General features: G+C 71.8%; 18 protein-coding genes. 9 read left to right on the forward strand and 9 right to left on the reverse strand.

The genetic code is table 11. The annotated features are described in order from the left end of the window. Nucleotides 1–11: 11 nt before the first annotated feature. Both AB0I81_RS23955 and AB0I81_RS23960 read left to right on the forward strand, forming a co-directional pair. Complete coding sequence (locus AB0I81_RS23955) at nucleotides 12–1,760, forward strand: thiamine pyrophosphate-dependent enzyme (RefSeq protein ID WP_360660101.1); 1,749 nt, start codon at nucleotides 12–14, stop codon at nucleotides 1,758–1,760. Nucleotides 1,761–1,818: 58 nt separating this feature from the next. Continuing rightward, nucleotides 1,819–2,883 carry an Ldh family oxidoreductase gene (locus tag AB0I81_RS23960; RefSeq protein ID WP_360660103.1) on the forward strand — a complete coding sequence of 355 codons (1,065 nt, stop codon included), beginning with the start codon at nucleotides 1,819–1,821 and terminating at the stop codon, nucleotides 2,881–2,883. 204 nt (nucleotides 2,884–3,087) lie between these two features. Here AB0I81_RS23960 and AB0I81_RS23965 read toward each other — a convergent pair whose 3' ends face one another. Continuing rightward, nucleotides 3,088–3,525 carry a hypothetical protein gene (locus AB0I81_RS23965; RefSeq protein ID WP_360660105.1) on the reverse strand — a complete coding sequence of 146 codons (438 nt, stop codon included), beginning with the start codon at nucleotides 3,523–3,525 and terminating at the stop codon, nucleotides 3,088–3,090. Between the two features lie 288 nt (nucleotides 3,526–3,813). Here AB0I81_RS23965 and AB0I81_RS23970 point away from each other — a divergent pair, with 288 nt between their 5' ends. The 5 genes from AB0I81_RS23970 (at nucleotide 3,814) to AB0I81_RS23990 (ending at nucleotide 7,946) form a co-directional block, all read left to right on the forward strand. Further along, on the forward strand, nucleotides 3,814–4,512 hold the full coding sequence (locus tag AB0I81_RS23970; RefSeq protein WP_360660107.1) for a hypothetical protein: 699 nt from the start codon (nucleotides 3,814–3,816) through the stop codon (nucleotides 4,510–4,512). Nucleotides 4,513–4,547: 35 nt separating this feature from the next. Continuing rightward, on the forward strand, nucleotides 4,548–5,423 hold the full coding sequence (locus AB0I81_RS23975) for a hypothetical protein (RefSeq protein WP_360660109.1): 876 nt from the start codon (nucleotides 4,548–4,550) through the stop codon (nucleotides 5,421–5,423). A 71-nt stretch (nucleotides 5,424–5,494) separates the two neighbouring features. Further along, the gene (locus AB0I81_RS23980; RefSeq protein ID WP_360660111.1) at nucleotides 5,495–6,124 is read left to right on the forward strand and encodes a helix-turn-helix domain-containing protein; all 630 of its coding nucleotides are present in this window, start codon (nucleotides 5,495–5,497) and stop codon (nucleotides 6,122–6,124) included. Further along, a complete protein-coding gene (locus tag AB0I81_RS23985; protein ID WP_360660114.1) occupies nucleotides 6,121–7,368 on the forward strand; it encodes an MFS transporter in 1,248 nt (415 codons plus the stop codon). The genes AB0I81_RS23980 and AB0I81_RS23985 overlap by 4 nt, the downstream gene beginning before the upstream one ends. 101 nt (nucleotides 7,369–7,469) lie before the next feature. Next, nucleotides 7,470–7,946 (forward strand): hypothetical protein, encoded by a 477-nt coding sequence (locus tag AB0I81_RS23990; RefSeq protein ID WP_360660116.1) that lies wholly within the window; start codon nucleotides 7,470–7,472, stop codon nucleotides 7,944–7,946. Here the strand turns inward: AB0I81_RS23990 and cydC are convergent. The 8 genes from cydC to AB0I81_RS24030 form a co-directional block, all read right to left on the reverse strand. Further along, nucleotides 7,924–9,705 (reverse strand): thiol reductant ABC exporter subunit CydC, encoded by a 1,782-nt coding sequence (gene cydC / locus AB0I81_RS23995; RefSeq protein ID WP_360660118.1) that lies wholly within the window; start codon nucleotides 9,703–9,705, stop codon nucleotides 7,924–7,926. The two genes, AB0I81_RS23990 and cydC, sit on opposite strands and share 23 nt — an antisense overlap. A gap of 49 nt (nucleotides 9,706–9,754) precedes the next feature. Continuing rightward, nucleotides 9,755–11,473 (reverse strand): ABC transporter ATP-binding protein, encoded by a 1,719-nt coding sequence (locus AB0I81_RS24000; protein ID WP_360660120.1) that lies wholly within the window; start codon nucleotides 11,471–11,473, stop codon nucleotides 9,755–9,757. Next, entirely contained in the window at nucleotides 11,470–12,213 is a 744-nt protein-coding gene (locus AB0I81_RS24005; protein ID WP_360660122.1) for an ABC transporter ATP-binding protein, read from the reverse strand. The genes AB0I81_RS24000 and AB0I81_RS24005 overlap by 4 nt, the downstream gene beginning before the upstream one ends. Beyond that, the gene (locus AB0I81_RS24010; RefSeq protein WP_360660124.1) at nucleotides 12,210–13,307 is read right to left on the reverse strand and encodes an iron ABC transporter permease; all 1,098 of its coding nucleotides are present in this window, start codon (nucleotides 13,305–13,307) and stop codon (nucleotides 12,210–12,212) included. Before AB0I81_RS24010 ends, AB0I81_RS24005 begins: the two co-directional genes overlap by 4 nt. Further along, nucleotides 13,304–14,311, reverse strand: coding sequence for an ABC transporter substrate-binding protein (locus tag AB0I81_RS24015; protein WP_360660126.1), 1,008 nt, complete (start codon nucleotides 14,309–14,311; stop codon nucleotides 13,304–13,306). Before AB0I81_RS24015 ends, AB0I81_RS24010 begins: the two co-directional genes overlap by 4 nt. Before the next feature lie 141 nt (nucleotides 14,312–14,452). Beyond that, the gene (locus AB0I81_RS24020) at nucleotides 14,453–15,460 is read right to left on the reverse strand and encodes an LLM class F420-dependent oxidoreductase (RefSeq protein WP_360660129.1); all 1,008 of its coding nucleotides are present in this window, start codon (nucleotides 15,458–15,460) and stop codon (nucleotides 14,453–14,455) included. Nucleotides 15,461–15,473: 13 nt separating this feature from the next. Next, nucleotides 15,474–17,474, reverse strand: a complete 2,001-nt coding sequence (locus AB0I81_RS24025) for a YcaO-like family protein (protein WP_360660131.1) — start codon at nucleotides 17,472–17,474, stop codon at nucleotides 15,474–15,476. A gap of 305 nt (nucleotides 17,475–17,779) precedes the next feature. Next, nucleotides 17,780–18,787 (reverse strand): Lrp/AsnC family transcriptional regulator, encoded by a 1,008-nt coding sequence (locus AB0I81_RS24030; RefSeq protein WP_360660134.1) that lies wholly within the window; start codon nucleotides 18,785–18,787, stop codon nucleotides 17,780–17,782. A gap of 138 nt (nucleotides 18,788–18,925) precedes the next feature. Between AB0I81_RS24030 and AB0I81_RS24035 the strand changes: the two genes are divergently transcribed. Both AB0I81_RS24035 and AB0I81_RS24040 read left to right on the forward strand, forming a co-directional pair. Beyond that, nucleotides 18,926–20,461, forward strand: a complete 1,536-nt coding sequence (locus tag AB0I81_RS24035; protein WP_360660137.1) for an AbgT family transporter — start codon at nucleotides 18,926–18,928, stop codon at nucleotides 20,459–20,461. Nucleotides 20,462–20,493: 32 nt separating this feature from the next. Next, nucleotides 20,494–21,696, forward strand: a complete 1,203-nt coding sequence (locus tag AB0I81_RS24040; RefSeq protein ID WP_360660140.1) for an amidohydrolase family protein — start codon at nucleotides 20,494–20,496, stop codon at nucleotides 21,694–21,696. The last annotated feature ends 118 nt before the right edge of the window (nucleotides 21,697–21,814 follow it).

A 21,814-nucleotide genomic window follows, 5' to 3' on the forward strand; every position in this document is an offset into this window, starting at 1 on the left:
GAGCGCTGCCCATGAACTCCTCCTCCGCCGGCGGCCGTGACGACGTCACCCCCGAGCCCCGCACGGATGGCGGCGATGCCGTCATCTCGGCCTTCAACGCGATCGGCTCCGACTACCTCTTCTCCTCGCCCGGCTCCGAATGGGCGCCGGTGTGGGAGTCGCTGGCCAGGCGCCACCGCGACGGCCTGCCCTGCCCGAAATATCTGGATTTGACGCATGAAACCGTGGCGGTTGGCATGGCCACCGGCTACGGCCTGGTCACCCGCCGTCCGCAGGGCGTACTGCTGCACGCCGGACCCGGGCTGCTCCAGGGCGCGTGCGCCATCCACGGCGCGCTGCTGGCCGGCGTGCCGATGGTGATCGCCTCCTCCGAGTCCACCACGTACGGCGACGGCCCCGGCCCCGACCCGGGCAGCCAGTGGTACCGCAACCTGTCGGTCGTCGGCGGCCCGCACACCCTGGCCAGGCCGTTCGTCAAGTGGGCCGGCCAGGCCGCCGACGTCTCGACCCTGCTCACCATGGTGACCCGCTCCGCCGAACTGGCCGAGCGGGCCCCCGCCGGGCCCGTCTACCTCAACGTTCCGCTCGAAGTCCTGCTGGAGCCGTGGCAGGAACACGATCCGGCCCCGATCGCCGCCAGGGGGACCACGGTCAGCTCGCCGGAGAGCGTCGCGGCGGCCTTTGCGCTGCTCGCCGGGGCCGAGAACCCGGTGATCGTCACCGAGACGGCCGGGCGCGAGGCCGGGGGCATGCGGGCGCTCACCGGGCTGGCCGAGGCGCTGCGCATCCCGGTCGTCGAGCCGAACTCGGCCGTGTGCGCGAACTTTCCCCGTACGCACGAGTTGCATGCCGGAGGTGACATCGAGCCGTTCATGGACACGGCCGACCTGATCGTCCTGGTCAACTGCCGGGCGCCGTTCTATCCGCCGAGCAGGAGGCCGGGCCGGGCCAAGGTGGTGGTGATCGACGAGGTGCCGCAGCGGCCGCACCTGGCGTACCAGGTGCTGCACGCCGACCTCTACCTGGAGGGCGGCCTCACCGCGACACTGCTGGAACTGACCCGGCTGGCCCGCATGACACCCCCGCCCGAACCGGTGCTGTCGCGCCGGCGCGAGGCACAACTCGCCCGGCACGCGGCCGAGACGGCCGCGATCGCCGCCGCGGAGCAACGCGCCGTCCATACGAAGGAGAACGCGGCCGGCATCGACCCGATCCTGGTCGCCGCCACCCTTCGTGACCTGCTCGACGACGACGCCATCGTGGTCGACGAGACCATCACCCACAGCAGGATCGTCGCCCGCCACATGCCGCGCACGTCCCCCGACTCCTACTTCTACGTGCAGGGCGGTCTCGGACAGGGCATCGCCGTGGCGCTGGGGGTGAAGCTGGCCGCCCCGCGACGGCCCGTCGTGCTGACGATCGGGGACGGCGCGTTCCTCTACAACCCGGTCATCCCCTCGCTGGAGGCGGCGCGCAGATACGGCCTGCCGCTGCTGATCGTCATCTTCAACAACCGCCAGTACCGCTCGATGAAGCTCAACCACCTGCGCTTCTATCCCGACGGCGCCGCCGTGCAGACCGGCGAGTTCCTCGGTACGGACCTCAGCGGCCAGCCCGAGGCGGCCCGCTTCGCCGAGCCGTTCGGCATGCACGCCGAGACCGTCGAGCATGCAGGCGACCTGCCCGCGGCCCTGTCACGGGCCCTGAAGTCCGTACGCGACGGCACCACCGCGGTAGTCGACGTCACCGTCTCCCGCTGACCAGCTTGTCTCCTGTTGACCACTTTGTCTCTCGCTGACTCTGTCTGGAGCACCGCCCATGCCACCTGCGACGAAAGTCGTGATCCCCGCCGTGGGCCTGACGACCCTCGTCACCGGCCTGCTCACCCGCTCGGGCGTCGGCCCCGACCACGCCGCCACCATCGCGGACGTGCTCATCTGGGCGAGCCTGCGCGGCGTGGACTCCCACGGGATGTCCCGCGTGCCCCGCTACCTCGAACTGCTCGAAAAGGGCGAGGCCAACGCCAAGCCCGACCTGCGCCTATCCTCCACGCTGCCCGGGGTCGCCGTGCTCGACGCCGACCGGGCGCCCGGACCCGTGGCCCTGACGATGGCCGCCGCCGAGGCGGTGACGCGGGCCCGTACGAACGGCATCGGGGCGGTTTCCGTACGCGGAACCGTGCACACCGGCGCCATCGGCCACTACACCTCGAAGATCGCCGAAGCGGGACTGGTCGGCGTCGCCATCGTGGCGGGGATGCCGAACATGGGCTACCCGGGCGTCAAGGGCGCCGCCGTGGCCACGAGCCCGCTGTCCATCGCCGTCCCCGCCCCCGGGCGTGCGCCGGTGCTGCTCGACATGGCGACCGCCACGATCGCCCTCGGCAGGATCGCGCAGTACCGCAACAGCGGGCAGCCGCTGCCCGAGGGTGCCGCCGCCACCGCCGACGGCGTGCCCACCACCGACCCGGCCCTGGCCAGGATGCCGCTGCCGCTCGGCGGGGCGAAGGGGGCCGGGATGTCGCTGCTGTTCGAGCTGCTCACCGGCGTCCTGGTGCAGGCGCCCATCCTGTCCGCCTTCCACGGCGGCGACCCCGAAGGCCGCGTACATCGGCAGAACGCCCTGGTCATCGCCCTCGACCCGGCCGCGTTCGGCGACGGTGACGCCTTCCCCGGCGCGGTCGCCCGCACCCTGGACACGCTCAAGGACCTGCCCCGCGCCGACCAGGACACGGCCGTCCGCTACCCCGGCCAGCACAGCGCGCGGACCGCCGTCGTACGGACCGCGAACGGCATCCCGATCCCGGGAAAGTTGTGGAAAGAGCTCACCGAGGCAGCCGACCGCCTCGGCGTCCCCCTGCCCACCCCGGCAGAACCGTCCTGACCGGCCCGCCCTGATCGGCCCGCCCTGATCGGCCCGCCCTGATCGGCCCGCCCTGATCGGTTCGGCCTGACCCGTCCGGCCTGATCGGTCCGGGCCGACCGGTCCGGGTGCTGATCAGCGAGGCCGGCGCGGACGTGCCCAGAGCCCCCCGGCGGGCTGCAGCGCCGTGGCCTGCAGCCCGCCGGCAGCGTGGGAGGGCGCGTTTCACCCGGTGGATCCTCCTTGAGCGGTGGGCGGCCCCCACCCGCCGGGCCTTGGACCGGCGCTCTGCTCGTCGTAGATGACGCAGCCGTAGAGCGCGCCGCTCGACTCCAGCGCCCACTGGTTCCACGCCCCGGGGGAGGCGTCGCACGGATGCACCCCGCCCGGAACACCTTCGCGCACGACCCCGCCGGGAACGCCTTCGCGCACTCCCGAAATGCCTTCGCGCACGGCCTCGCCTGGGCCGCTGTACGCCACCCCGCCCACGGCGGCCGTCAGGCACTCGTCCTGGTGTGCGTCGCCGACGCGGTGCTGTTGCTGCTGCGCGACGGGCTTCGACGGTGGTGGCGACGACGACACGGACGCCGCCCCGGCGAAGGGGATCATCACGACGATGGCCAGCGCAGCGAGCGCGGCCAGAAATATCGCGAGCCGGTTCACGGCTTCTCGCTCCTTAGTTCGATGCCGAGGAATATGCGTGCCTCGCAGCTAGGCGAGGACACGGCTTGAAGTGTGATCGGCCTGCACCTCTGCCACCAGATAAGCCGCCTTCATCTAGTGGACCGGTCACGCAACGTCATCGCCCGCCGACGATGACCGGCGTTGTGCATCCCGCACGCCGACACCCGCTGGTCAACGGGTTGAGCCGGCGGACAACGTCAGCCCCTGGATGGTCATCGCGGCGCCCCGTACCCAGGAAGCACGCGTCAAAGCGAAAGGAGAACAACCGTGAGTGCACCTTCAAAGCTGCGCAGGACGGCGGTCGGGCTGGCCGTCGCCGGTGCGATGGTCGCGGGCGGGCTCGGCACCGGTACGGCCGGCGCCACCGTCCAGGACGACCGCCCGTCCGGCTCGTTCGCGAGAGGCTCGAGCTTCCTGCGGGACGACGATGACAGGCGGTCGAGAGGGCAGCGTGACCTCCCGAACTGGTACAGGGCGCTGAAGGGCGCCGGCATCGAGGTCGAGAAGAGGTGGCCGAGGGGCCGCGACAAGGGCCGCTGGTCCTACGACAGCTGGCAGCGCCAGGTGCGGCCCGGACTGGAGCGCCAGCGCTGCAACGAGCGCGCCTTCGTCCGCCTGTACGGGACGAGGTCCGGCCGGATCAGGTTCGGTTCGATGAACTTCATCGGCGCCGGCCAGCTCCGCAAGACGCTTGAGCTGAGCGACCGGACGGTGCTGGTGCCGGTCGGAAAGCGGCTCCGGCCCGGCAACCTCGTCAGCTTCACCTTCCTGCCCGAGGCGAGGGGCGAGATCGTCACCGTACGGGCCAGGGTCGCCCGCGACGGCAGCCTGGCGGGCCGCAACAGGAAGCGCGCGGACTTCCTGGACAGGGACGTCACCTACAAGGTGGTCGCCCGCTACCTCAACAAGTGCGGCCGGCCGATCGTCGACAGCCTGGGCAAGGTCCGCCGGGTCAGCTTCGGCTGATGCAACCCATTACCCGAACCAACTGGAGATGACCTGTGAACACGACATCCCGATCGAATCGCTGGGGTCAGGCGTTGCGGCAGCGGCGCACCCGTGTGGTGGCGGTCGCCGGCATTCTCGCCGTGCTGACCGGCGGCGGAAGCCTGCTGGCCGGCAACGCCATCGCGGCCCCGGAGCCCTGCGACGCTGAGACGGAGCTCTGCGCGGACGAGCCCACCACCGAGCCGAGCACCTTCGCGGCTGTGCCGGCGGAGCCTCAGGCGGAGAGCGCACAATCCGAAGAGGAGGCCGCCGGCTTCGTGGATGGGGTACGCCTGGTGGAGGACCCCGAAGAGACCGTGACCGGCCCGGAAGCGGCCGGAACGGAAGCGGCCGGCACCGAGGCGGCCGTCACCGAAGAGGAGACCAGTCAGGAGGAAGCCACCGAAGAGGAGGCCGCCGAGGAGCCGGCCACCGAAGCGCCGGTCACCGAAGGGGAGGCCGCCCAGGACGCCGGGCCTCTGATCCGTGAAGCCATCGACGAGGCGAAGCGGATGCTCACGAGCAGCACCGACTGCGAGAACAAGGTCACCGGAAAGTCCAGGTTCAAGGCGTCCGTCATCCTCAGCACCCTGGACACCAACAACCGCCTCAAGGACGCCACGAACAGGAGCAAGACCAAGTTCGGCAAGGTTGTCGCCGCCGAGGCGGTCCGCCAGGGGGATGGCTCCAACGGCACCATCACCTTCTACGCGGGCTTCTTGCTCCCGTCCACCACCTCGACCGTCACCGACGAGGAGTCGCGGGTCCTGACGCTCCTGCACGAACTCGGCCACCTGACCGGCTCCCTGTCGGCCAGCGAGGCGGACGTGCCTCAGTGGGAGGACGACGTGAAGAGGCTCTGCATCGTCCCCGCACGCAGCACGAAGTGACACCGGGTGGCCCCTTTGACCGGGGGCCACCTCCATTGAGAAGACTTCTTTGCATTGATATCTTCTCATTCATGCCCGACCTGCGCCCCCGCACGCTCTCCGACATCGACGCCCTCAAGGCCCTCGCCCACCCGCTGCGTCAGCGGTTGCTGGCCCGGCTACAGCGCCACGGCCCGGCCACCTCCGCCGACCTGGCCGTCGAGTACGACGAGGACCGCGGCGGGATCAGCTACCACCTGCGGCAACTGGCCCGCTACGGATTCATCGAGGAGGACACGGGCCGCTCGTCAGGACGGCGCAAGTACTGGCGGGCTGTCCCGCAGGACGTACGGTTGCCGCGCCGCCCGGCCGATCCCGAGGTCGCCCTCGCCGCCGAGGAGATCGGCCGGCAGTGGATGGAACGCGCGGACCGCGACCTGGCCGCCTACCTGTCCGGCCGGCAGACGTTCGGCGAGTTCGCCGCCGCGGCCATGCACTCCTTCGGCGGCACCACGCTCAACCCCGAGGAACTGGCCCGGTTCGGGGAGGAGTACATCGCCTTCCTCAACCGCTGGCACCGCGACCCCGGCCAGGAGTCCTCAGGCAGCCGGCACATCTCCGTGGTCTTCCACGCTTTCCCCACCCCCGGCCTCGAAGACGCGTCCCCCACCCCTGGGCGCGAGGATGCGTCCCCCACCGCCGGACGCGAGGACGCATCGTGACGGCCCCGTCCACGCAGGACGCCGACGCCGCCGACCGCCCCTCCTTATGGCGCAACCGCGACTTCACCGCCCTGTGGTGCGGCCAGGTCCTGTCCACCCTGGGAGCCAGGATCAGCGGGACGGCGATGCCGCTGCTCGTGCTGGCGACCACCGGTTCCCCCTCCGACGCCGGGATCGTCGCGGGCGCGGCGACACTGCCCTTCCTCATCGCCTGCCTGCCCGCCGGATCGCTGGTAGACCGATGGAACCGCCGCAGGGTCCTGCTCACCAGCGAAGTCACCGCCGCCCTGGCGCTCTGCACCGTCCCGGTCGCCCTGTGGCTGGACCTGCTTTCGGTCGCCCACCTCGCGGTGGTCGCCTTCGTACAGGCGCTCTGCTCGGTCTTCTCCGGGCTGGCCGAGCGCGCCGCACTCCCCAGGATCGTCCCGGCCGGGCTGCTCCCGACGGCGGTGGCGCACAACGAGGCCAGGGGCCGCGGCGCGGCCCTGGCCGGACCTCCGCTGGGCGGCGTGCTCTTCGGCATCGATCGCGCCCTGCCGTTCCTGGCCGACGTGCTCGGTCATGCCATGGCCGCCGCCGGGCTGCTGTTCGTCCGCGGTGACCTGCAGAACCGGGACCGGCCGCGACGGCAACCGCTGTGGCGCGAGATGACGGCGGGCCTGCGCTGGGTCTGGCGTCACCCGCTCATCCGCGCCGCCATGGTGCTGATCGCCATCAGCAACATGGTCTTCCAGGCCCTGATGCTGATCCTGGTCGTCCTGGCCCAGCACCATGGCGCCACCTCCACCACCATCGGCGTGATGTTCGGCGTCTACAGCGCCGGCGGCCTGCTCGGGGCGCTCGCGGCGAGCGGGCTCCATCGTCACTTCACCCCCAAGACCGTCATCATCGGGGTCAACTGGATCTGGGCCGCGTTGCTGCCCCTCTTCGCGTTCGTGTCCGACCCGCTGCTGATCGGCCTCATCGGCGCCGCCTGCGCGTTCGTCGGACCGCTGTGGAACGTGGTGATCATCACCTACGCGACCGTCCTGGTCCCGAACGAACTGCTGGGACGCGTCACCAGCGCGGCCATGACCCTGTCCTCCGGCGTCCTGCCCCTGGCCTCCCTCGGCACCGGCTTCCTGCTCATCGCCGTGGGGCCGGTCGGCTCGGTGTTCGTGCTGACCGGGGTGATGCTGCTGACCGCGCTCGCCGCCACCGCCGGCCCGGCCGTGCGCAAGGCGCCGCCGCTTTCCGGTCCGTGAAAAGAAGGTAACGGGAAGGTTGCGATCCGGCGCTCGCGCCCGTGTCTCCGGGAGATCAAGGGCAGGATATGTCGGGTTTAGTCCCCTACGCCCGGAAAGACATGATTAAGCGAATCCTCACGGTGATCACAGCGGCGGCGGCGGTCTCGGCGGTGGCGGTCTCGGCCCCGTCGGCGGCGAACGCGGCCGCGTACGGCTGCAGCGGCTCCCTCGTCGGAAGCTGGGCGGTGCCGCTCAAGGACCAGCTCAACGGCAAGACGTACTACCGCAGCGACATCAAGCTCTACTACAACGCCTCCAGCGGCTGGAACTGCGCCGCCCTCGTCAAGCGCCCGGGCCAGGCCCGCTACGGGGAGAAGACCCCGCTGTACCTCGAGATGTACAACGCGCGCTACGCCGAGGACAACGTGAAGAACAATTACGACCAGGACCAGGGCAGGTTCAAGTACTACGCCGGCCCGGTCAAGGTCTACGGCAAGAACCTGTGCGTGAGCATGCGTGCCATGCACGGCGACCACACCGGTCCCGGCACCGACTACAACGGCCGCCGCACCGTCACCAAGGTCGGCTGCCGCTGAGCTGGGTGGCCAGCAACCGTGAGTAGGCGCCCTCGCGGGCGAGCAGTTCCGCGTGGGCGCCGCTCTCGGCGACACCGCCGCCGTCGAGCACCACCACCCGGTCGGCGGTACGGATGGTCGACAGCCGATGGGCGATGACCAGGGTGGTGCGGTCATGGCGGGCCGCGGTCATGGCGGCGGCCACCTCCTGCTCACTCTCGGCGTCGAGATTGGAGACGGCCTCGTCCATCACGAGGATGGGCGCGTCCTTGAGCAGCGCGCGGGCGATGGCGATGCGCTGGCGCTGCCCGCCTGACAACCGGGCGCCGAGTTCGCCGGGCAGGGTGGCGTACCCGTCGGGCAGACCGGTGATGAACTCGTGCGCGTGCGCCGCCCGCGCGGCGGCCTCCACCTCCTCGTCCGTCGCTTCGGGACGGCCCAGGCGGATGTTGTCGCGCAGCGGGATGTTGAACAGGTAGACGTCCTGCGGGACGAGCGTGACCAGGCGGCGCAGGTCCTCCTGAGGGAAGTCGCGCACGTCGTGGCCGCCGATCGTGATCGTGCCCGCGGTGACGTCCCACATGCGCATGAGCAGGCTGGCGCAGGTCGACTTGCCCGCGCCGGAATGACCGACGAGGGCCACGGTCTCGCCCGGCGCGATGTCGAACGTGACGCCCGCGAGCGCCTCGGGCAGTTCGGGGCCGTAGCGGAAGCGGACGGCGTCGAAACGCACCCGCGGTTCGACAGGGCCGGGCGGCGGGGCCGTCACCCGGTCGGTGACCGGGGCGGGGGTGCCCAGGATGGTCATGATGCGGTCGCCGGCGGCGACGACGATGTTGAGGTCGCGGGCCACGTCGGTGACGGCGATCACCGGGGCGAACGTGGTGGCGGCCAGGACGACCGCGACCGGGAACAGGGTGGGCGCCAGGTCTCCCGCCGAGGTCAGCAGGGCGGCCGTGACGAGAACCGCGAGCAGGCCGAGGGTCGTGGCGGCGTTGGTGACGGCGTGTTCGAGTCCGGCGCGGCGGCCGTGGGCGAGTTTGGCGTCCAGGAGCCGCCGGTCCTGCTCGCCGAGGCGGTCGAGCTGGCGGGTCCCGGCGCCGGAGGTGAGCAGTTCGCGCATTCCCTGGAGGGTGTCGACGGCTTCGGCGTTGAGCTCGCCGAGTTCGGCGCGGAGCGCGGCGCCCTGCGCGGCGGCGCGTCCGCGTAGCCAGGCGGGCAGGAGGGCGAGCAGGATCAGCGCGGGGGCGAGCGCGAGGGCGAGGGCCGGATGGAAGACGGCCAGGGCGCTCAGCGCGGCGACGGGTACGGTGACGGCGCTGATCAGGGGGCTGAGCGTGTGGGCGAACCACAACTCCAGTTGCTCGACGTCGGAGATGGCGGCCGAGCCCAGGTCGCCGGAGCGGCGCTGGAGGAGATACCCGGGGGCGAGGCGTTCGAAGGCGGCGTAGACGCGCCCGCGCACGTCGGCCAGCACGCGGAAGGCAGCCACGTGGGCGAGGTAGGACTCCAGCCACGGGGTGATGGCCAGGAAGGGCAGCAGCAGGCCGAGCACGATCAGGCCGCCGCGCAGGTCGCCCGGGGCAGCTCCGGTGATGGCCCGGCTGACGACCCAGGCGCCGACCCCGGCGGAGGCCAGGACGACCAGGTGGTGGGCGATGCCGCTGGCGACCGCGATCACCAGCAGGGGGCGGTGCGGGCCGAGCAGCGCCAGAATCGGCCGGAACCGCGAACCGCCGGTCCGGGGGAGCGCGACAGAGCTGCTGGTGGCGGCGGTCATCGGACGGCTCCAAGGCTCCGGAGGGTTATGGGGCTGAGGCTCCGGGCGGTCATTGGGCGGCTCCGTTCTGGGCGGCGACGAGGCGGGCGTAGGCGCCCTGGCCGTTCAGGAGCTCGCCAGGGGACCCGGCCTCGGCGATGCCGCCGTCGGCCATGACGATGACGCGGTCGGCGCTCTGCACGGTGGACAGCCGATGGGCGATCATCAGCGTGGTCCTGCCGCCGGAGAGGGTGTCCAGGGCGTGCTGGATGGCGGCCTCGTTGGCGGCGTCCACGCTGGAGGTGGCCTCGTCCAGGACGAGGATGGGGGCGTCCTTGAGCAGCGCGCGGGCGATGGCGATGCGCTGGCGTTCCCCGCCGGACAACTTGAGGCCGCGCTCACCGAGCACGGTGTCGTAGCCGTCGGGCAGCGCGGCGATGAAGTCGTGCGCCTGCGCGGCCCGCGCGGCGGCCTCGATCTGCTCGCCGGTCGCGTCGGGCCGGCCCAGGGCGAGGTTGCGCCGTACGGTGCCGTGGAAGAGGTAGGTGTCCTGCGACACGACGGCGACCAGGCCGCGCAGCCGGTCGAGGGGCAGGTCGCGCACGTCCACGCCGTTGACGGTGACCCGCCCGCCGTCCGGGTCGAAGAAGCGCAGCAACAGGGAGGCGACGGTCGTCTTGCCGGCCCCCGAGCGGCCGACGAGGGCGATGCGTTCACCCGGCGCGATGTCGAGACTGAAACGATCGAGAGCGGGCTGCTCCCGGCCGGGGTAGCGGAACAGGACGTCCTCGAAGGCCAGCGAGGGCGGCCCGGTCAGGCCCAGAGCGGCGGCGCCCTGCGCGGGTTCGGGGGTGTCGAGGATCTCGAAGACGGCTCTGAGCGAGGGGACGGCGTTGTAGCTGGAGTGGTAGGCCGCCTCCAGCTCCCTCAGCGGCCGGAAGCTCTCGGCGGTGAGCAGCAGGATGATCAGCAGCTCGGTGACGGTCAGCTCGCCGGCGGCCAGCCGCAGCGCGCCGGCGCCGAGTGCCACCGCGGTCCCCAGGCCGATGACGAACGCGACCCCGCCGACATACCCGACGACGACGGCCATGAGCCGGATCGAGTCGCGGCAGAACCGCTCGGCCAGCCGGCCCAGCTCGGCGCCGCGCCGGCCGCTGGCGTTGAACGCCTTGAGCGTGGCCATGCCCTGCAACGCGTCCAGGTTCTCGGCGTACAGGCCCTTGTAGCCGCGGAACCAGGCGGCGTTGCGGTCGCGCAACACGCGGTCCGACACCAGCGGCAGCACCGGCATGAGCAGCGCGCAGGCCAGCACGACGCCGCCGACCAGCGGATCCAGCGTGAACAGGTACGCGGTCACCGCGACCGCGCCCAGCACGGCGGCGACCATCTGCGGCAGGAACCTGCCGACGTAGGCGTCGATGGTCTCGATGCTGTCCACCAGCGTGGTCTGCACCGCCCCGGTCCGTGCCCGCTGGGCGTGACCGGGCCCCAGCCGCAGCAGCTTGGCGGTCACCCGGCGGCGCAGCTCGGCCTTGACCGCGCCCGACGTCCGCAGCGCGACGGACTCGCGGACGGTCAGCGCGGCACTGCGCGCCAGTTGCAGGGCGACGACCGCGACGACGAGCCACACGATCGAGCCCGCGCCCCGCCCGGCGAAGATGCGGGCCAGGGCCTGGGCGATGAGCACGCCCTGGCCGACGTAGGTGGCCGTGATGGACAGCAGCAGCAGGACGAGCCCTGCCAGGCGCCATCCGATGGACGGCGACAGGGCGAGTAACCGGGGGATCACCGCTCCTCCTGGAGTCGTTCGAAGACGAGCTGGGGGCGGTGCACGGCGCGGACGCCGTACACCTCGGAGATCAGGTCGGGGGTGAGGACCTGTTCCGGCGGCCCGCCGGCCACGATGCGGCCGGCGTTCATGACGTACAGGCGGTCGCAGAAGGCGGCGGCCTGGTTGAGGTCGTGCAGGACGGCCAGCGTGGCGATGCCCTGTTCGCGCACCAGATGCAGCAGTTCGAGCTGGTGGCGGATGTCGAGGTGGGAGGTGGGCTCGTCGAGCAGCAGCAGGCGGGTCTGCTGGGCCAGGGCGCGGGCGAGCAGCACGCGCTGCTTCTCCCCGCCCGACAGGGTGGCGAAGATCCGGTCGGCGGCGCCGGCCAGGCCGACACGGTCCAGCGCCAGCCCGCACAACTTCTCGTCCGCGACGGCGTCCGGCTTGTACGGCGTCCGCCCCATGAGCACGATCTCGGCCACCGTGAAGTCCAGGTCGGCGGGCGTCTCCTGGGCGACGACGGCCGTGCGCCTGGCCGCCTCCCGGGCGGGCAGCCGGTGCACGTCGTCGCCGTCCACGGCGATGAGCCCGGCGGCGGGCCGCAACGCCCGGTAGACGGTGCGCAGCAGGGTGGACTTGCCGCAGCCGTTCGGCCCGACCAGCCCGACGAACTCGCCGTCGTCCACCAGCAGGTCGGCCTCGTGCACGATCGTGTGCCCGTCGATGGCGACGGCCACTCCGGCCAGGTCGAGCCTCATCCGACGCTCACCGCCCGGTCCACCGAGCGGCGGCGCAGCAGCCACAGGAAGAACGGCACCCCGAACAGCGCGGTGACGATGCTGAGCGCCAGCTCCTGCGGCGCGTTGACGGTACGCGCGGCGATGTCCACGAGCTGCAGGAACACCGCCCCGAGCAGGGCCGTCACCGGCAGCACCCGGCGGTGGTCGGCGCCGACGAGCAGCCGGGCGGCGTGCGGCACGATCAGGCCGACGAACGCGATCGCGCCGCTGGTGGCCACCAGCACGCCGACCAGCAGCGAGGTCAGCACGAACAGGGTCAGCCGGAAGCGGTTGACGTTCACGCCGAGCGAGACGGCCGTCTCCTCCCCGGCGGCGATCGCGTTCAGCGGGCGGGACTGCAGCAGCAGGTACGTCACCCCGGCCGCCAGGACGACGGCGGGCAGCGGCAACATGTGCCAGCGCGCCCCGCCGAGGCTGCCCATCAGCCAGAACAGCACCTGCTGGGCGGCCCGCCCGCTCTGGGCCAGTTGCAGCACGAAGCTGTAGGCGGCCTGGAACAGGTAGGCCAGCGCCACCCCGGCCAGCACCAGCCGCGACGGCGTGATCCGCCCCGACCGCTGGGCCAGCAGATACACCAGCCCCAGGGCCAGCAGCGATCCGGCGAAGGCGGCGGCCGACAGCGACAGCCCGCCCAGCGCGGAGGCGCCCAGGATGAGCACGAGCACCGCGCCGAACGAGGCGCCTGAGGAGACGCCGAGCAGGAACGGGTCGGCGAGCGGGTTGCGCACGAGCGCCTGCAGCACCGCCCCGACCACCGCCAGCCCGGCCCCGACCAGGAGCGCCAGCAGCCCGCGGGGCAGCCGGAACTCCCACACGATCTGCTCCTGCACCGGCGTCCAGGTGCGCGGCACCACTCCGGGGATCAGGCGGTCGGCGACGATGCCCCACGCCTGGGGCAGCGCGACGTGCACCGCGCCGATGCTCACCGCCAGCCAGGTCGAGACGACGACGGCGACCACGAGCACGGCGATGAGCAGGGAGAACCGGCCCGCGCGGCGGCTCTTGGGCGCGACCCGGGTCCGCGCCGGGCTCCGCTGAGTTGTGCTGGTCACTGGCTGAAGGCGTCCGGGTGCAGGAAGCGCGCGATGTCGGTGATGGCCAGGATGTTGCGGTAACCGGGATGCTGGGCGGCCACGGGGAGCGCGAGGTAGCGCTTGTCCTTGGCGGCCGGGCTGTTCTTGGCGATGGCGAACGCCTCTTCGGCCTTGGCCGGCGAGCTCGGCATGTCCTCGCCGCGCAGGGTGGCGTAGTCGCTGATCAGCACGGCGTCGGGCTGGGCGGCGCTCACCTTCTCGGCGCTGACCTCGGTGTAGTCGCCCTTGACGTCCTTGAGCACGTTCTCGCCGCCGGCCAGGGTGATCATCTGGTCGGTGATCCCGGAGCCGCCGTAGGCGTTGACCGGGCCCTTGCCGCCGTCGGTGGCCAGCACCTTGACCTTGGGCTTGCCCTCGACCCGCTTCTTCACGTCGGCGAGCTGCCCCTGGAGCTCGCCGACCAGCTTCTCGGCGCGGTCGGAGACGCCGAAGATCTTGCCGAGGTTGCGCAGGTCGGTGAAGGTGTCGTCGATGGTGAACTGCAGCACCTCCTCGGGGCTGCACCAGCCGCCCAGGATGTACACCGGCGAGCCCGCGCCGTCCAGCTCCTCCATGGTGGCGTAGCCGCCGGCGGAGTCGAAGCTGGCCATCGCGTTGTCCAGGACGAAGTCCGCGCCCTGGGAGAGCATGATCTCCTTCTGCGGCAGCATGATCGTGTCGGAGATCTCCGGGATCTTGTCGTACTGCTCCTTCTGCCCCGGCAGGAACGGGCTCTCGGAGAAGTTCGTCCGCCCGGCGATCCGGTCGCCCAGGCCGAGCGCGAACAGGGTTTCCAAGGAGGGGTGGTAGCCGGTCACCACCTTGGCGGGCGGCTTGTCGAAGGTGAGCTTGCGCCCGCAGTTCTCCACCGTGACGGGGAAGCCCGCCTGCGGAGCCGCCGCGGGCTCGGTCTGCTGGGCGGCGGGGGCCTGGGAGCAGGCGGTCAGCGTCAGGGCGGCCGCCAGGACGAGCAGCTTCCTCATGATCCGGTTACCGCCCTGCGGAGCGCGGTCGGCAGGGTTGGGGTGGGTCGGGTCATGAGGTGCGTCTCCGGAGGTGAGAGAGTTACATATAGAAGAAACGTCATCATTCTGCACATACCTCGCATTTGCCAGCAAGTCGCATTAGGCGGCCACTGCCTCCAGCAGCGTCCGGTCGCGAGTGATGAGTGCGAGGGTGCCGGCCCGGGACTCCTTCCACGCCGCCAGCCGGTCGATGATCCGGGGGAGCGGGCCGAGCAGGGCGACCTCGTCCAGGAGCGCGTCCGGGACGGCGGCGATGGCCTCGGCGCGGCGGCCCTCGCGGTGGTGGGCGCGGATGGTCTCGGCCTCGGCCTCGAAGCCGATCTCGCAGGCCAGGTCGAAGTAGGTGTTGCGGACGCCGGGCAGGTTCGGGCCGAGGTAGGCGGCGTACAACGGGCGCAGTTCGTCGCGCGCCCTGTCGAGGTCGCGGGTGCGTACGGCGTGCGTGATCACGGCGATGTCCACCTCGCCGGGCTCACGGCCGGCCCGCTTGAGCCCTTCGTCCAGCGGCGCTGTGATGATCTTCTCCCGTTCGGGGGAGTAGAAGCCGGGCAGCCAGCCGTCGGCGATCTCGCCGGCCAGCCGGACCATGCCGGGGCCGATGCCGGCCAGGTAGGTCGGGATCGTGCTGCGTACCGGATCGAGCAGCGCCTTGACCGGCCGTGCTTTGGACGGGCCCCGGTAGGGGAGCTGGTAGTACTCGCCGTCGTGCGTGACCCGCTCGTCGCAGCGGATCGCCTTGCGCAGGATCTCCACGTACTCGCGGGTACGGGCCAGCGGCCTGCCGTACGGGACGCCGTGCCAGCCCTCCACGATCCACGGCACCGACACGCCCAGCCCGAGCAGCAGCCTGCCCTCCGACAGGATGTCCAGCGTCAGCGCGGTCATCGCCGTGTTCGCCGGGGTGCGGCCGGCCAGTTGCAGGATGCCGGTGCCGAGCCTGATCCGCTCGGTCCGCGCGGCCAGGTAGGCCAGCACGCTGACGCCGTCGGCGCCGTACTCCTCCACGCTCCACACCGAGTCCACGCCGACCCGTTCCGCGTGCTCGACCAGCGGCAGGATCTCCGTCATCGGCTCCCCGTGGTAACCGAGGGCCAGTCCGATCCGCATCTTGGGTGCTCCTTCAGGCGAAGGGAAGGGGGTAGGGGTTCGGCTCCTTGGTGGCGAGCCGGGATCCGCCGAGGAAGGGGAAGGCCGCCGGCGCGTTGCCGTACAGGCCGGGTGCGACGACGCGCACCACCCGCAGCCCGGTGGCGCGCACGTCGGGCGTGGTCAGATCCACGCTGACCGCGCGCACCCCCGCACCCGACAGCCGCGCGAGGTAACCGTCCGGGGCCACGGCGACGGGGCGCGGGCCGGGAAGCGGGTGCCGCAGCCGGTCCAGCGGCGGGCCCTGCATGCGCGGGTCCAGGAAGAGCTGCAGGTTCAGCTCCAGGTCCGTCAGGTCGTGCCAGTCGGGGCGGAAGGCGTCGCGGTAGCTCCGGTCGGCACGGAAGGGCCGGTAGGGGTGGTCGGAGGTGCGCCACACGGGGGCGTCGCCGTCCAGCAGCCCGAGACTCATCGTGTACGACACCACCGCCTCGGTGAACGCCTTGGCCGCGGCCGCCTCAGGGTCCGCGCGGCAGGCGGTGCCGAACGCGACGATCTGCCGATCCCGGTCCTCCAGGAAGGCGCCGGCGACCGGGACGCCGAACTCCGAGCCGATCGCCAGAAAGGTCACCGACAGGCCGCGCTGCCGGGCCTCCTCGACCGGCCCGTCCAGGCCGTGCGGCTCGAAACGGACGGCCTGTTCACCGCGCAACCACCACAGTGTGACCGCGTCGCGCTCGAACAACTCCTCCAGGGCCGAACGCTCGGCCCGTGCCCGGTCGGAGCCGGCCGCGATGCCGGCGTTGGCGTGCAGGTTGGTGTGCGGCGGGCGGGCGTGGTTGAGGTAGACCAGCGGAGCGGGCACCAGCACGTCCTCGCCGCTCACCAGGTCGCGCCCGCCCACCCACTCGACCTCCAGGTCCCGGGTGAGCGGCGTGAACGGGAAGCCGGGGGCCGCGTACTGGTGCGGCGCGTACAGGGCGAAGGAGTCCGGGTCGAGCGCCTGCGCGGTCAGGTCGGCGTGGCGGGCGCGGGGCAGATCGGCGGGCACGGCGTTGCCGCAGTAGCGTTCCACCGCCTCGCCGATGGCCGCCTTCCTGGCCTGGTTCTTGTCGAAGGCGGCGCCGCCGGCCACCCGGTCGGCCTTCCAGGGCGCGAACCGGCCGGTGGCCGAGACGTAGGCCCGGTAGACCACGCAGGAGTCGAGCGCGCTGTCGCCTCGCGCCACACGGGTGATCAGGCCGTACTCCGAGTCGACGAGCTGCTCGGGTGTGGCGGCGCGTGCCCAGCCGGGTCTCGGCAGCGGCAGGACGGGACGCCGGGTCACCGTGGCGCCGACGACGAGCTGGTGGCCCTCGCTCGGCGCGGGCCGCCCGGCCAGGACTTCGAGCACGTCGTCCGCCAGCAGCCCGGCCACGACCCCCTTCGAGGCGCCGGCGGGCTCGCCCGTGATGACGTCGTCCCGTTCCCACAGGCTCAGCAGCTCCTCCGGCAGGCGGGCGGCGGCCAGGCGGCGGGCGCGGGTGTCGGCGTAGGTGGCGGTACGGCCGGGGATCGTGCACGGCCCGACCCGGTAGGTCAGCCCGTCGGCGTGGCAACGATGCCACGGGAGCCCGGCGCACAACCGGTCGATGCGCCGCCATTCGGCGTCGGGCAACCAGTCCGCGCAGGCCACCACCATGTCCACGCCGTCGATGGACTCCAGCGGGCCGCGTACCACCTTGACCTGCGGCTCCAGTAGCGCGGCCGTCAGGTCGGCGATGGGCGAGCCGCCGGTCACGTGGACGACGCGGCCGGTCAGGGGCTCGGCGGTGGCGGCCGGGAGGAGGATCCCGCGCCGTTCCAGGGCCCGCAGCAGGTCGGCCAGGTCGTCGTCGATCGGGATGGTTCCCGCGAGAGCCCGTGGGAGGCGCCGCATCAGCGCGTCGGAGGTGAGGATGCGGGTCACGCGGCCGTCGGGCTCGTGGCAGCGCCATACGCCGTCGGCGCCCGGGCAGAGCTGGTGCCCGGGGGCGATGCGGAGCGGGCGGGTCATCCGGCTGGCCTCCGGAGTCCGAGGGACGGGTAAGGGCGCGGGAGGCCGGGGGTGCGGCCTCCCGCGGTCGATCACTTGTCGTCGTCCTCGTTCCAGGCGAACGCGGTGTCGACGGCCGGCGTGTGAGCCCTCACGCAGACGGTGAGGTCCTCGACTTCTTCGAACGTGACATGTGCCATGGCCATCCTCCTCGTGGATAGCTTGCAGGTCACTCGCAATTGCGAGGCTTTCGCAGTTGCAAAAGTAAGCGGCACCATGACGCGGGTCAACGGCCAATGCGGGGTCGGGTCCGAGTGGACCAATCGCTAGGCGCCCAGCCGCAGCCCTTCGCGGGGAAGCCAGTAGCGGGTCAGCACGCGCAGGACGATGGCCACCTCGACGGTCCTGATGCCGTCGAGGGCGGCCAGGTCACCGGTGAGGAGCTGGTCGAGGTCGTTCTCGTCGCGGAAGGCGCCGTGGTAGATCATCGAGGAGATGCCGGCCACGGTGGAGACGAACCTGGCCGAGGGGTGGCGGCCCAGGGTGGCCGCGAGGTCCCTGATCGCCCGAGGCTCGGCGGTGAGGGAGATGACCGCCTCCAGGGGGAAGCCGAGCAACGCGGGCTCGATCTCCACGCGCGGGATCACGAGGCGGCGGTCCAGGACCGACTGGGCCAGCCGGTAGGCGGTGGACTGGCTGAGGCCCAGGCGGCGGGCGATGTCGGCGGCGCTGGCCCGGCCGTCCTCCTGTAGCGCGCGGACCACGCGGCGCTCGTCGGCGTTCGGCTCGGAGGTGTCGGCCGGCCGGGGCGCCGCCGGGTTCTCGGCGCGGAGCCGGGCCTCCTGCCCGGGGGTGAGCCGGTCGAGCAGCCAGGTCGTGGCCGAGGCGTAGGAGCGCAGCACGATCTCGGTGTGGCTGGACAACACGCCGTCGATGCCGCCGATGCGCTCGGTGAGCAGGTCGGCGTTCTGCGCCCTGGCGGACGGCTGCAGGATGCAGTAGACGTCGGAGCGGCCCGCCGTGAGCGCGGCGTACTGCGTCTCGGGGAGCGCGGCGACGTCCTTGGCCACCCGACCGGCCGCGCCGGGACGGGCGGCGATCCACAGGTGCTGCGGGTGGATCTCAGTGAGCACGGACCAGTTGAGCTGGCTGATCACCTTGAGCAGCCGGGCCTCGACGAGCCTGGTGAGCCTGCGGCTGACCGTGCTCGGCGCCACGTCGAGCACCTCGGCGAGCAGGCGCACGCCCGCCCTGGGGGCGCGCTGCAGCGCCGCGACCAGGTCGAGGTCGGCGGCGTCCAGGCCGGGAGGCGTGGCGTCCAGGGAGTCGGGCATGGCGTCCATGGTACGACCTTGAATGAAATATCCACTCATAGGTGAAGTCTTGACGGTTTGTTCCCTATCAACTAACTTTTCGGCTAATTATCGCTGTCTGTACACGTTATTCGGTTGATTGTGCGAGGGAGTGGCCGCGTGAGTGAGACCGCGGAGTCGCGGCACCGGTCCACCGGGGTGCTGGTCCGTGTCCTGGCCGGCATCGAGCGCGCGGGCAACCTGCTGCCGCACCCGTTCTGGCTGTTCGGCATCCTGAGCGTGCTGCTCGCCGTGCTGAGCTGGATCCTCGCCGCGCTGGGCGTCACCGCGATCTCCCCGGCCGACGGCGAGACGGTGGCCGTGCGCAGCCTGATCTCCGTCGAGGGGATCGGCGAGGCGGTCTCCGGAGTGGTGGAGAACTTCGCCACGTTCCCGCCGCTGGGCACCGCGCTGGTGACGATGATCGGCGTGGGCATGGCGGAGAAGGCCGGGCTGCTCACCACGATGTTGCGGGCGACGGTGGTCCGGGTCAGGGGCCGCTGGCTGACGTTCGCGCTCGCGTTCACCGCGATGATCGCGCACGTCGCCTCCGACGCCGCCTACATCGTGCTCATCCCGCTGGGCGCCATCGTGTTCCGCGCGGCCGGCCGCAGCCCTGTGCTCGGCATCGTGGTCGCGCTGGTCGCCATCTCGGCCGGCACCGACGCCAGCCCGCTGATCACCCCGACCGACGTCATCCTGTCCGGGCTGACCACGGCCGCGGCCGGCACGATCGACCCCTCCTACGTGGTCAGCCCCGTCGCGAACTACTACTTCTCCGCCGCCTCCTCCGTGATCCTTTCCATAGTGATCACCGTCGTGGTCGAGGGCTTCCTGGCCAAGCGGGTGGAGACCGGCGAGGACGCCGAGATCGAGGAGGACCGCGACAGCCTCGTCCTGACCGCCGGGCAGCGTCGCGGCCTGCGCCGCGCGGGCATCGCCGCCCTCGTCTACCTCCTCGCGCTGGCCGCCGCGGTCGCGCCGCCCGGCTCACCGCTGCGCGGCGAGAACGGCTCGCTGCTGGACTCGCCGTTGTTGTCCGGCATCGCGATCGAGCTGTCGGTGTTGTTCCTCGTGGCGGGTACGGCCTACGGCACCGCCGTCGGCACCGTACGCAGGGGCAGGGACGTGCCCGACCTGATCACCCAGGGACTGCGCGACATCGCGCCCATCCTGGTGCTGTTCTTCGCCGTGTCCCAGTTCCTGGCCTACTTCAAGTGGTCCAAGATCGGCGAGGTGACCGCGATCCACGGCGCGGCGCTGCTGAAGTCGCTGGGCGCGCACAGCCTGCTCATCTTCGTCGGCATCCTCGTCCTGGTCAGCCTGATCAACCTGCTGGTGACCAGCGGATCGGCCCAGTGGGCCCTGGTCGCCCCCGTGTTCGTGCCCATGCTGATGCTGCTCGACATCCCGCCGGAGACCACCCAGGCGCTCTACCGGATCGCCGACTCGTGCACCAACGTGATCACGCCGATGAGCCCGTACTTCGTCATGGCCCTGGGCTTCCTGCAGCGCTACCGCAAGTCCGCCGGCATCGGCACGCTCGCCTCGATGACGATCCCGCTCGCCTTCAGCATGCTCATCGTCTGGACCCTGCTGTTCCTGGCCTGGTGGGGACTCGGGCTGCCGCTCGGCCCCGGCGCCCCGATCCGCTGACCCCGTTCACCGCTCCGAAGGGAAGAAACCTCATGCCCGCCTCGCTCGTCCTGCGTAACGCCCGCCTGCTCGATGTCGAGGCGGGCACCTACCGGGAAGGCGACCTGACCTGCGCGGACGGCGAGATCGTCGAGGACGGCACGGCCACCGCCGAACGCGAGATCGACCTGCGCGGCGGCTACGTCCTGCCCGGCCTGATCGACGCGCACGTCCACGTCGCCGGCATCGCGGCGAACACCACCGTGCTGCGCGAACTGCCGCCCAGCTACATCGCGGCCGGCGCGATCCGCAACATGGGCGCGATGCTCGACCGCGGCTTCACCACGGTCCGGGACGTGGGCGGCGCCGACTACGGGTTCGCGATGGCGCAGGCGGAAGGCTCGATCCGCGGGCCCCGGCTGATCTTCGGCGGCAAGGCGCTCAGCCAGACCGGCGGGCACGGCGACAAACGACCGGCCGGCGTGCGCGTCTACGACGACCACCCGTTCTGCGGCGGCTCCAGCCGGGTCGCCGACGGCGTGGACGGCGTACGCCTGGCGGCCAGGGACGAGCTGCGCCGCGGCGCCCACCACATCAAGGTCATGGCCTCCGGCGGGGTCGCCTCGCCCACCGACCACATCGACGCCGTGCAGTACTCCATGGACGAGCTGCGCGCCATCGTCGACGAGGCCGGCGCGGCCGGCAAGTACGTCACCGTGCACGCCTACCCGCCGGCCGCGATCAACCGCGCGCTGGAGGCGGGCGCCCGCTGCGTCGAACACGGCAACCTCCTGGATGACCGCAGCGTCGAACTGCTCGTCGAACGGGACGCCTACCTGGTGCCCACGCTCGTGACCTACTGGGCCCTGCACAGGGAAGGGCTGGACCACGGGCTGCCCAGGGTCGCCTGGGAGAAGGTGTCCCGGGTGCTGGACGGCGCGCTCGGCGCGCTCGACCGCGCGGCGCGCGGCGGGGCGAACGTCGTGTTCGGCACCGACCTGATCGGCGGCATGCATCCGCACCAGCTGGAGGAGTTCCGCATCCGCGCCGAGGTGCTGCCCGCGATCGACATCATCCGCTCCGCCACCACGGTCGCCGCCGAACTGCTGCGCCTGCCCGGCCGGATCGGCACGCTCGCGCCCGGCGCGCACGCCGACCTGATCGTCGTGGACGCCGACCCGCTGGCGGACGTCACCGTCCTGGCCACCCCGCCCCGCCTGGTCGTGCAGGGCGGCGAGGTCGTCGGCGAGCACTAGCGTCCACGCGCGGTGGCGGCCGTTCAGGCGGCCGCCACCACCTCGATCTCCACCAGCCGGCCGCCCTCGAGCGTCTGCGCCACGATCGCCGTCACCGGACAGTGACATCACCGGTCAT

Origin of the sequence: Nonomuraea sp. NPDC050404 (assembly GCF_040655495.1) — a bacterium.
GTDB lineage: Bacteria > Actinomycetota > Actinomycetes > Streptosporangiales > Streptosporangiaceae > Nonomuraea.

What these genes read in the sequence shown, in the direction of transcription:
- AB0I81_RS23955 (WP_360660101.1), top strand. Translation starts at nt 12, where the DNA reads ATGAACTCCTCCTCCGCCGGCGGCCGTGACGACGTCACCCCCGAGCCC.
- AB0I81_RS23960 (WP_360660103.1), top strand. Translation starts at nt 1,819, where the DNA reads ATGCCACCTGCGACGAAAGTCGTGATCCCCGCCGTGGGCCTGACGACC.
- AB0I81_RS23980 (WP_360660111.1), top strand. Translation starts at nt 5,495, where the DNA reads ATGCCCGACCTGCGCCCCCGCACGCTCTCCGACATCGACGCCCTCAAG.
- AB0I81_RS23990 (WP_360660116.1), top strand. Translation starts at nt 7,470, where the DNA reads ATGATTAAGCGAATCCTCACGGTGATCACAGCGGCGGCGGCGGTCTCG.
- cydC (WP_360660118.1), bottom strand. Translation starts at nt 9,705, where the DNA reads ATGACCGCCGCCACCAGCAGCTCTGTCGCGCTCCCCCGGACCGGCGGT.
- AB0I81_RS24005 (WP_360660122.1), bottom strand. Translation starts at nt 12,213, where the DNA reads ATGAGGCTCGACCTGGCCGGAGTGGCCGTCGCCATCGACGGGCACACG.
- AB0I81_RS24015 (WP_360660126.1), bottom strand. Translation starts at nt 14,311, where the DNA reads ATGAGGAAGCTGCTCGTCCTGGCGGCCGCCCTGACGCTGACCGCCTGC.
- AB0I81_RS24020 (WP_360660129.1), bottom strand. Translation starts at nt 15,460, where the DNA reads ATGCGGATCGGACTGGCCCTCGGTTACCACGGGGAGCCGATGACGGAG.
- AB0I81_RS24025 (WP_360660131.1), bottom strand. Translation starts at nt 17,474, where the DNA reads ATGACCCGCCCGCTCCGCATCGCCCCCGGGCACCAGCTCTGCCCGGGC.
- AB0I81_RS24030 (WP_360660134.1), bottom strand. Translation starts at nt 18,787, where the DNA reads ATGCCCGACTCCCTGGACGCCACGCCTCCCGGCCTGGACGCCGCCGAC.
- AB0I81_RS24040 (WP_360660140.1), top strand. Translation starts at nt 20,494, where the DNA reads ATGCCCGCCTCGCTCGTCCTGCGTAACGCCCGCCTGCTCGATGTCGAG.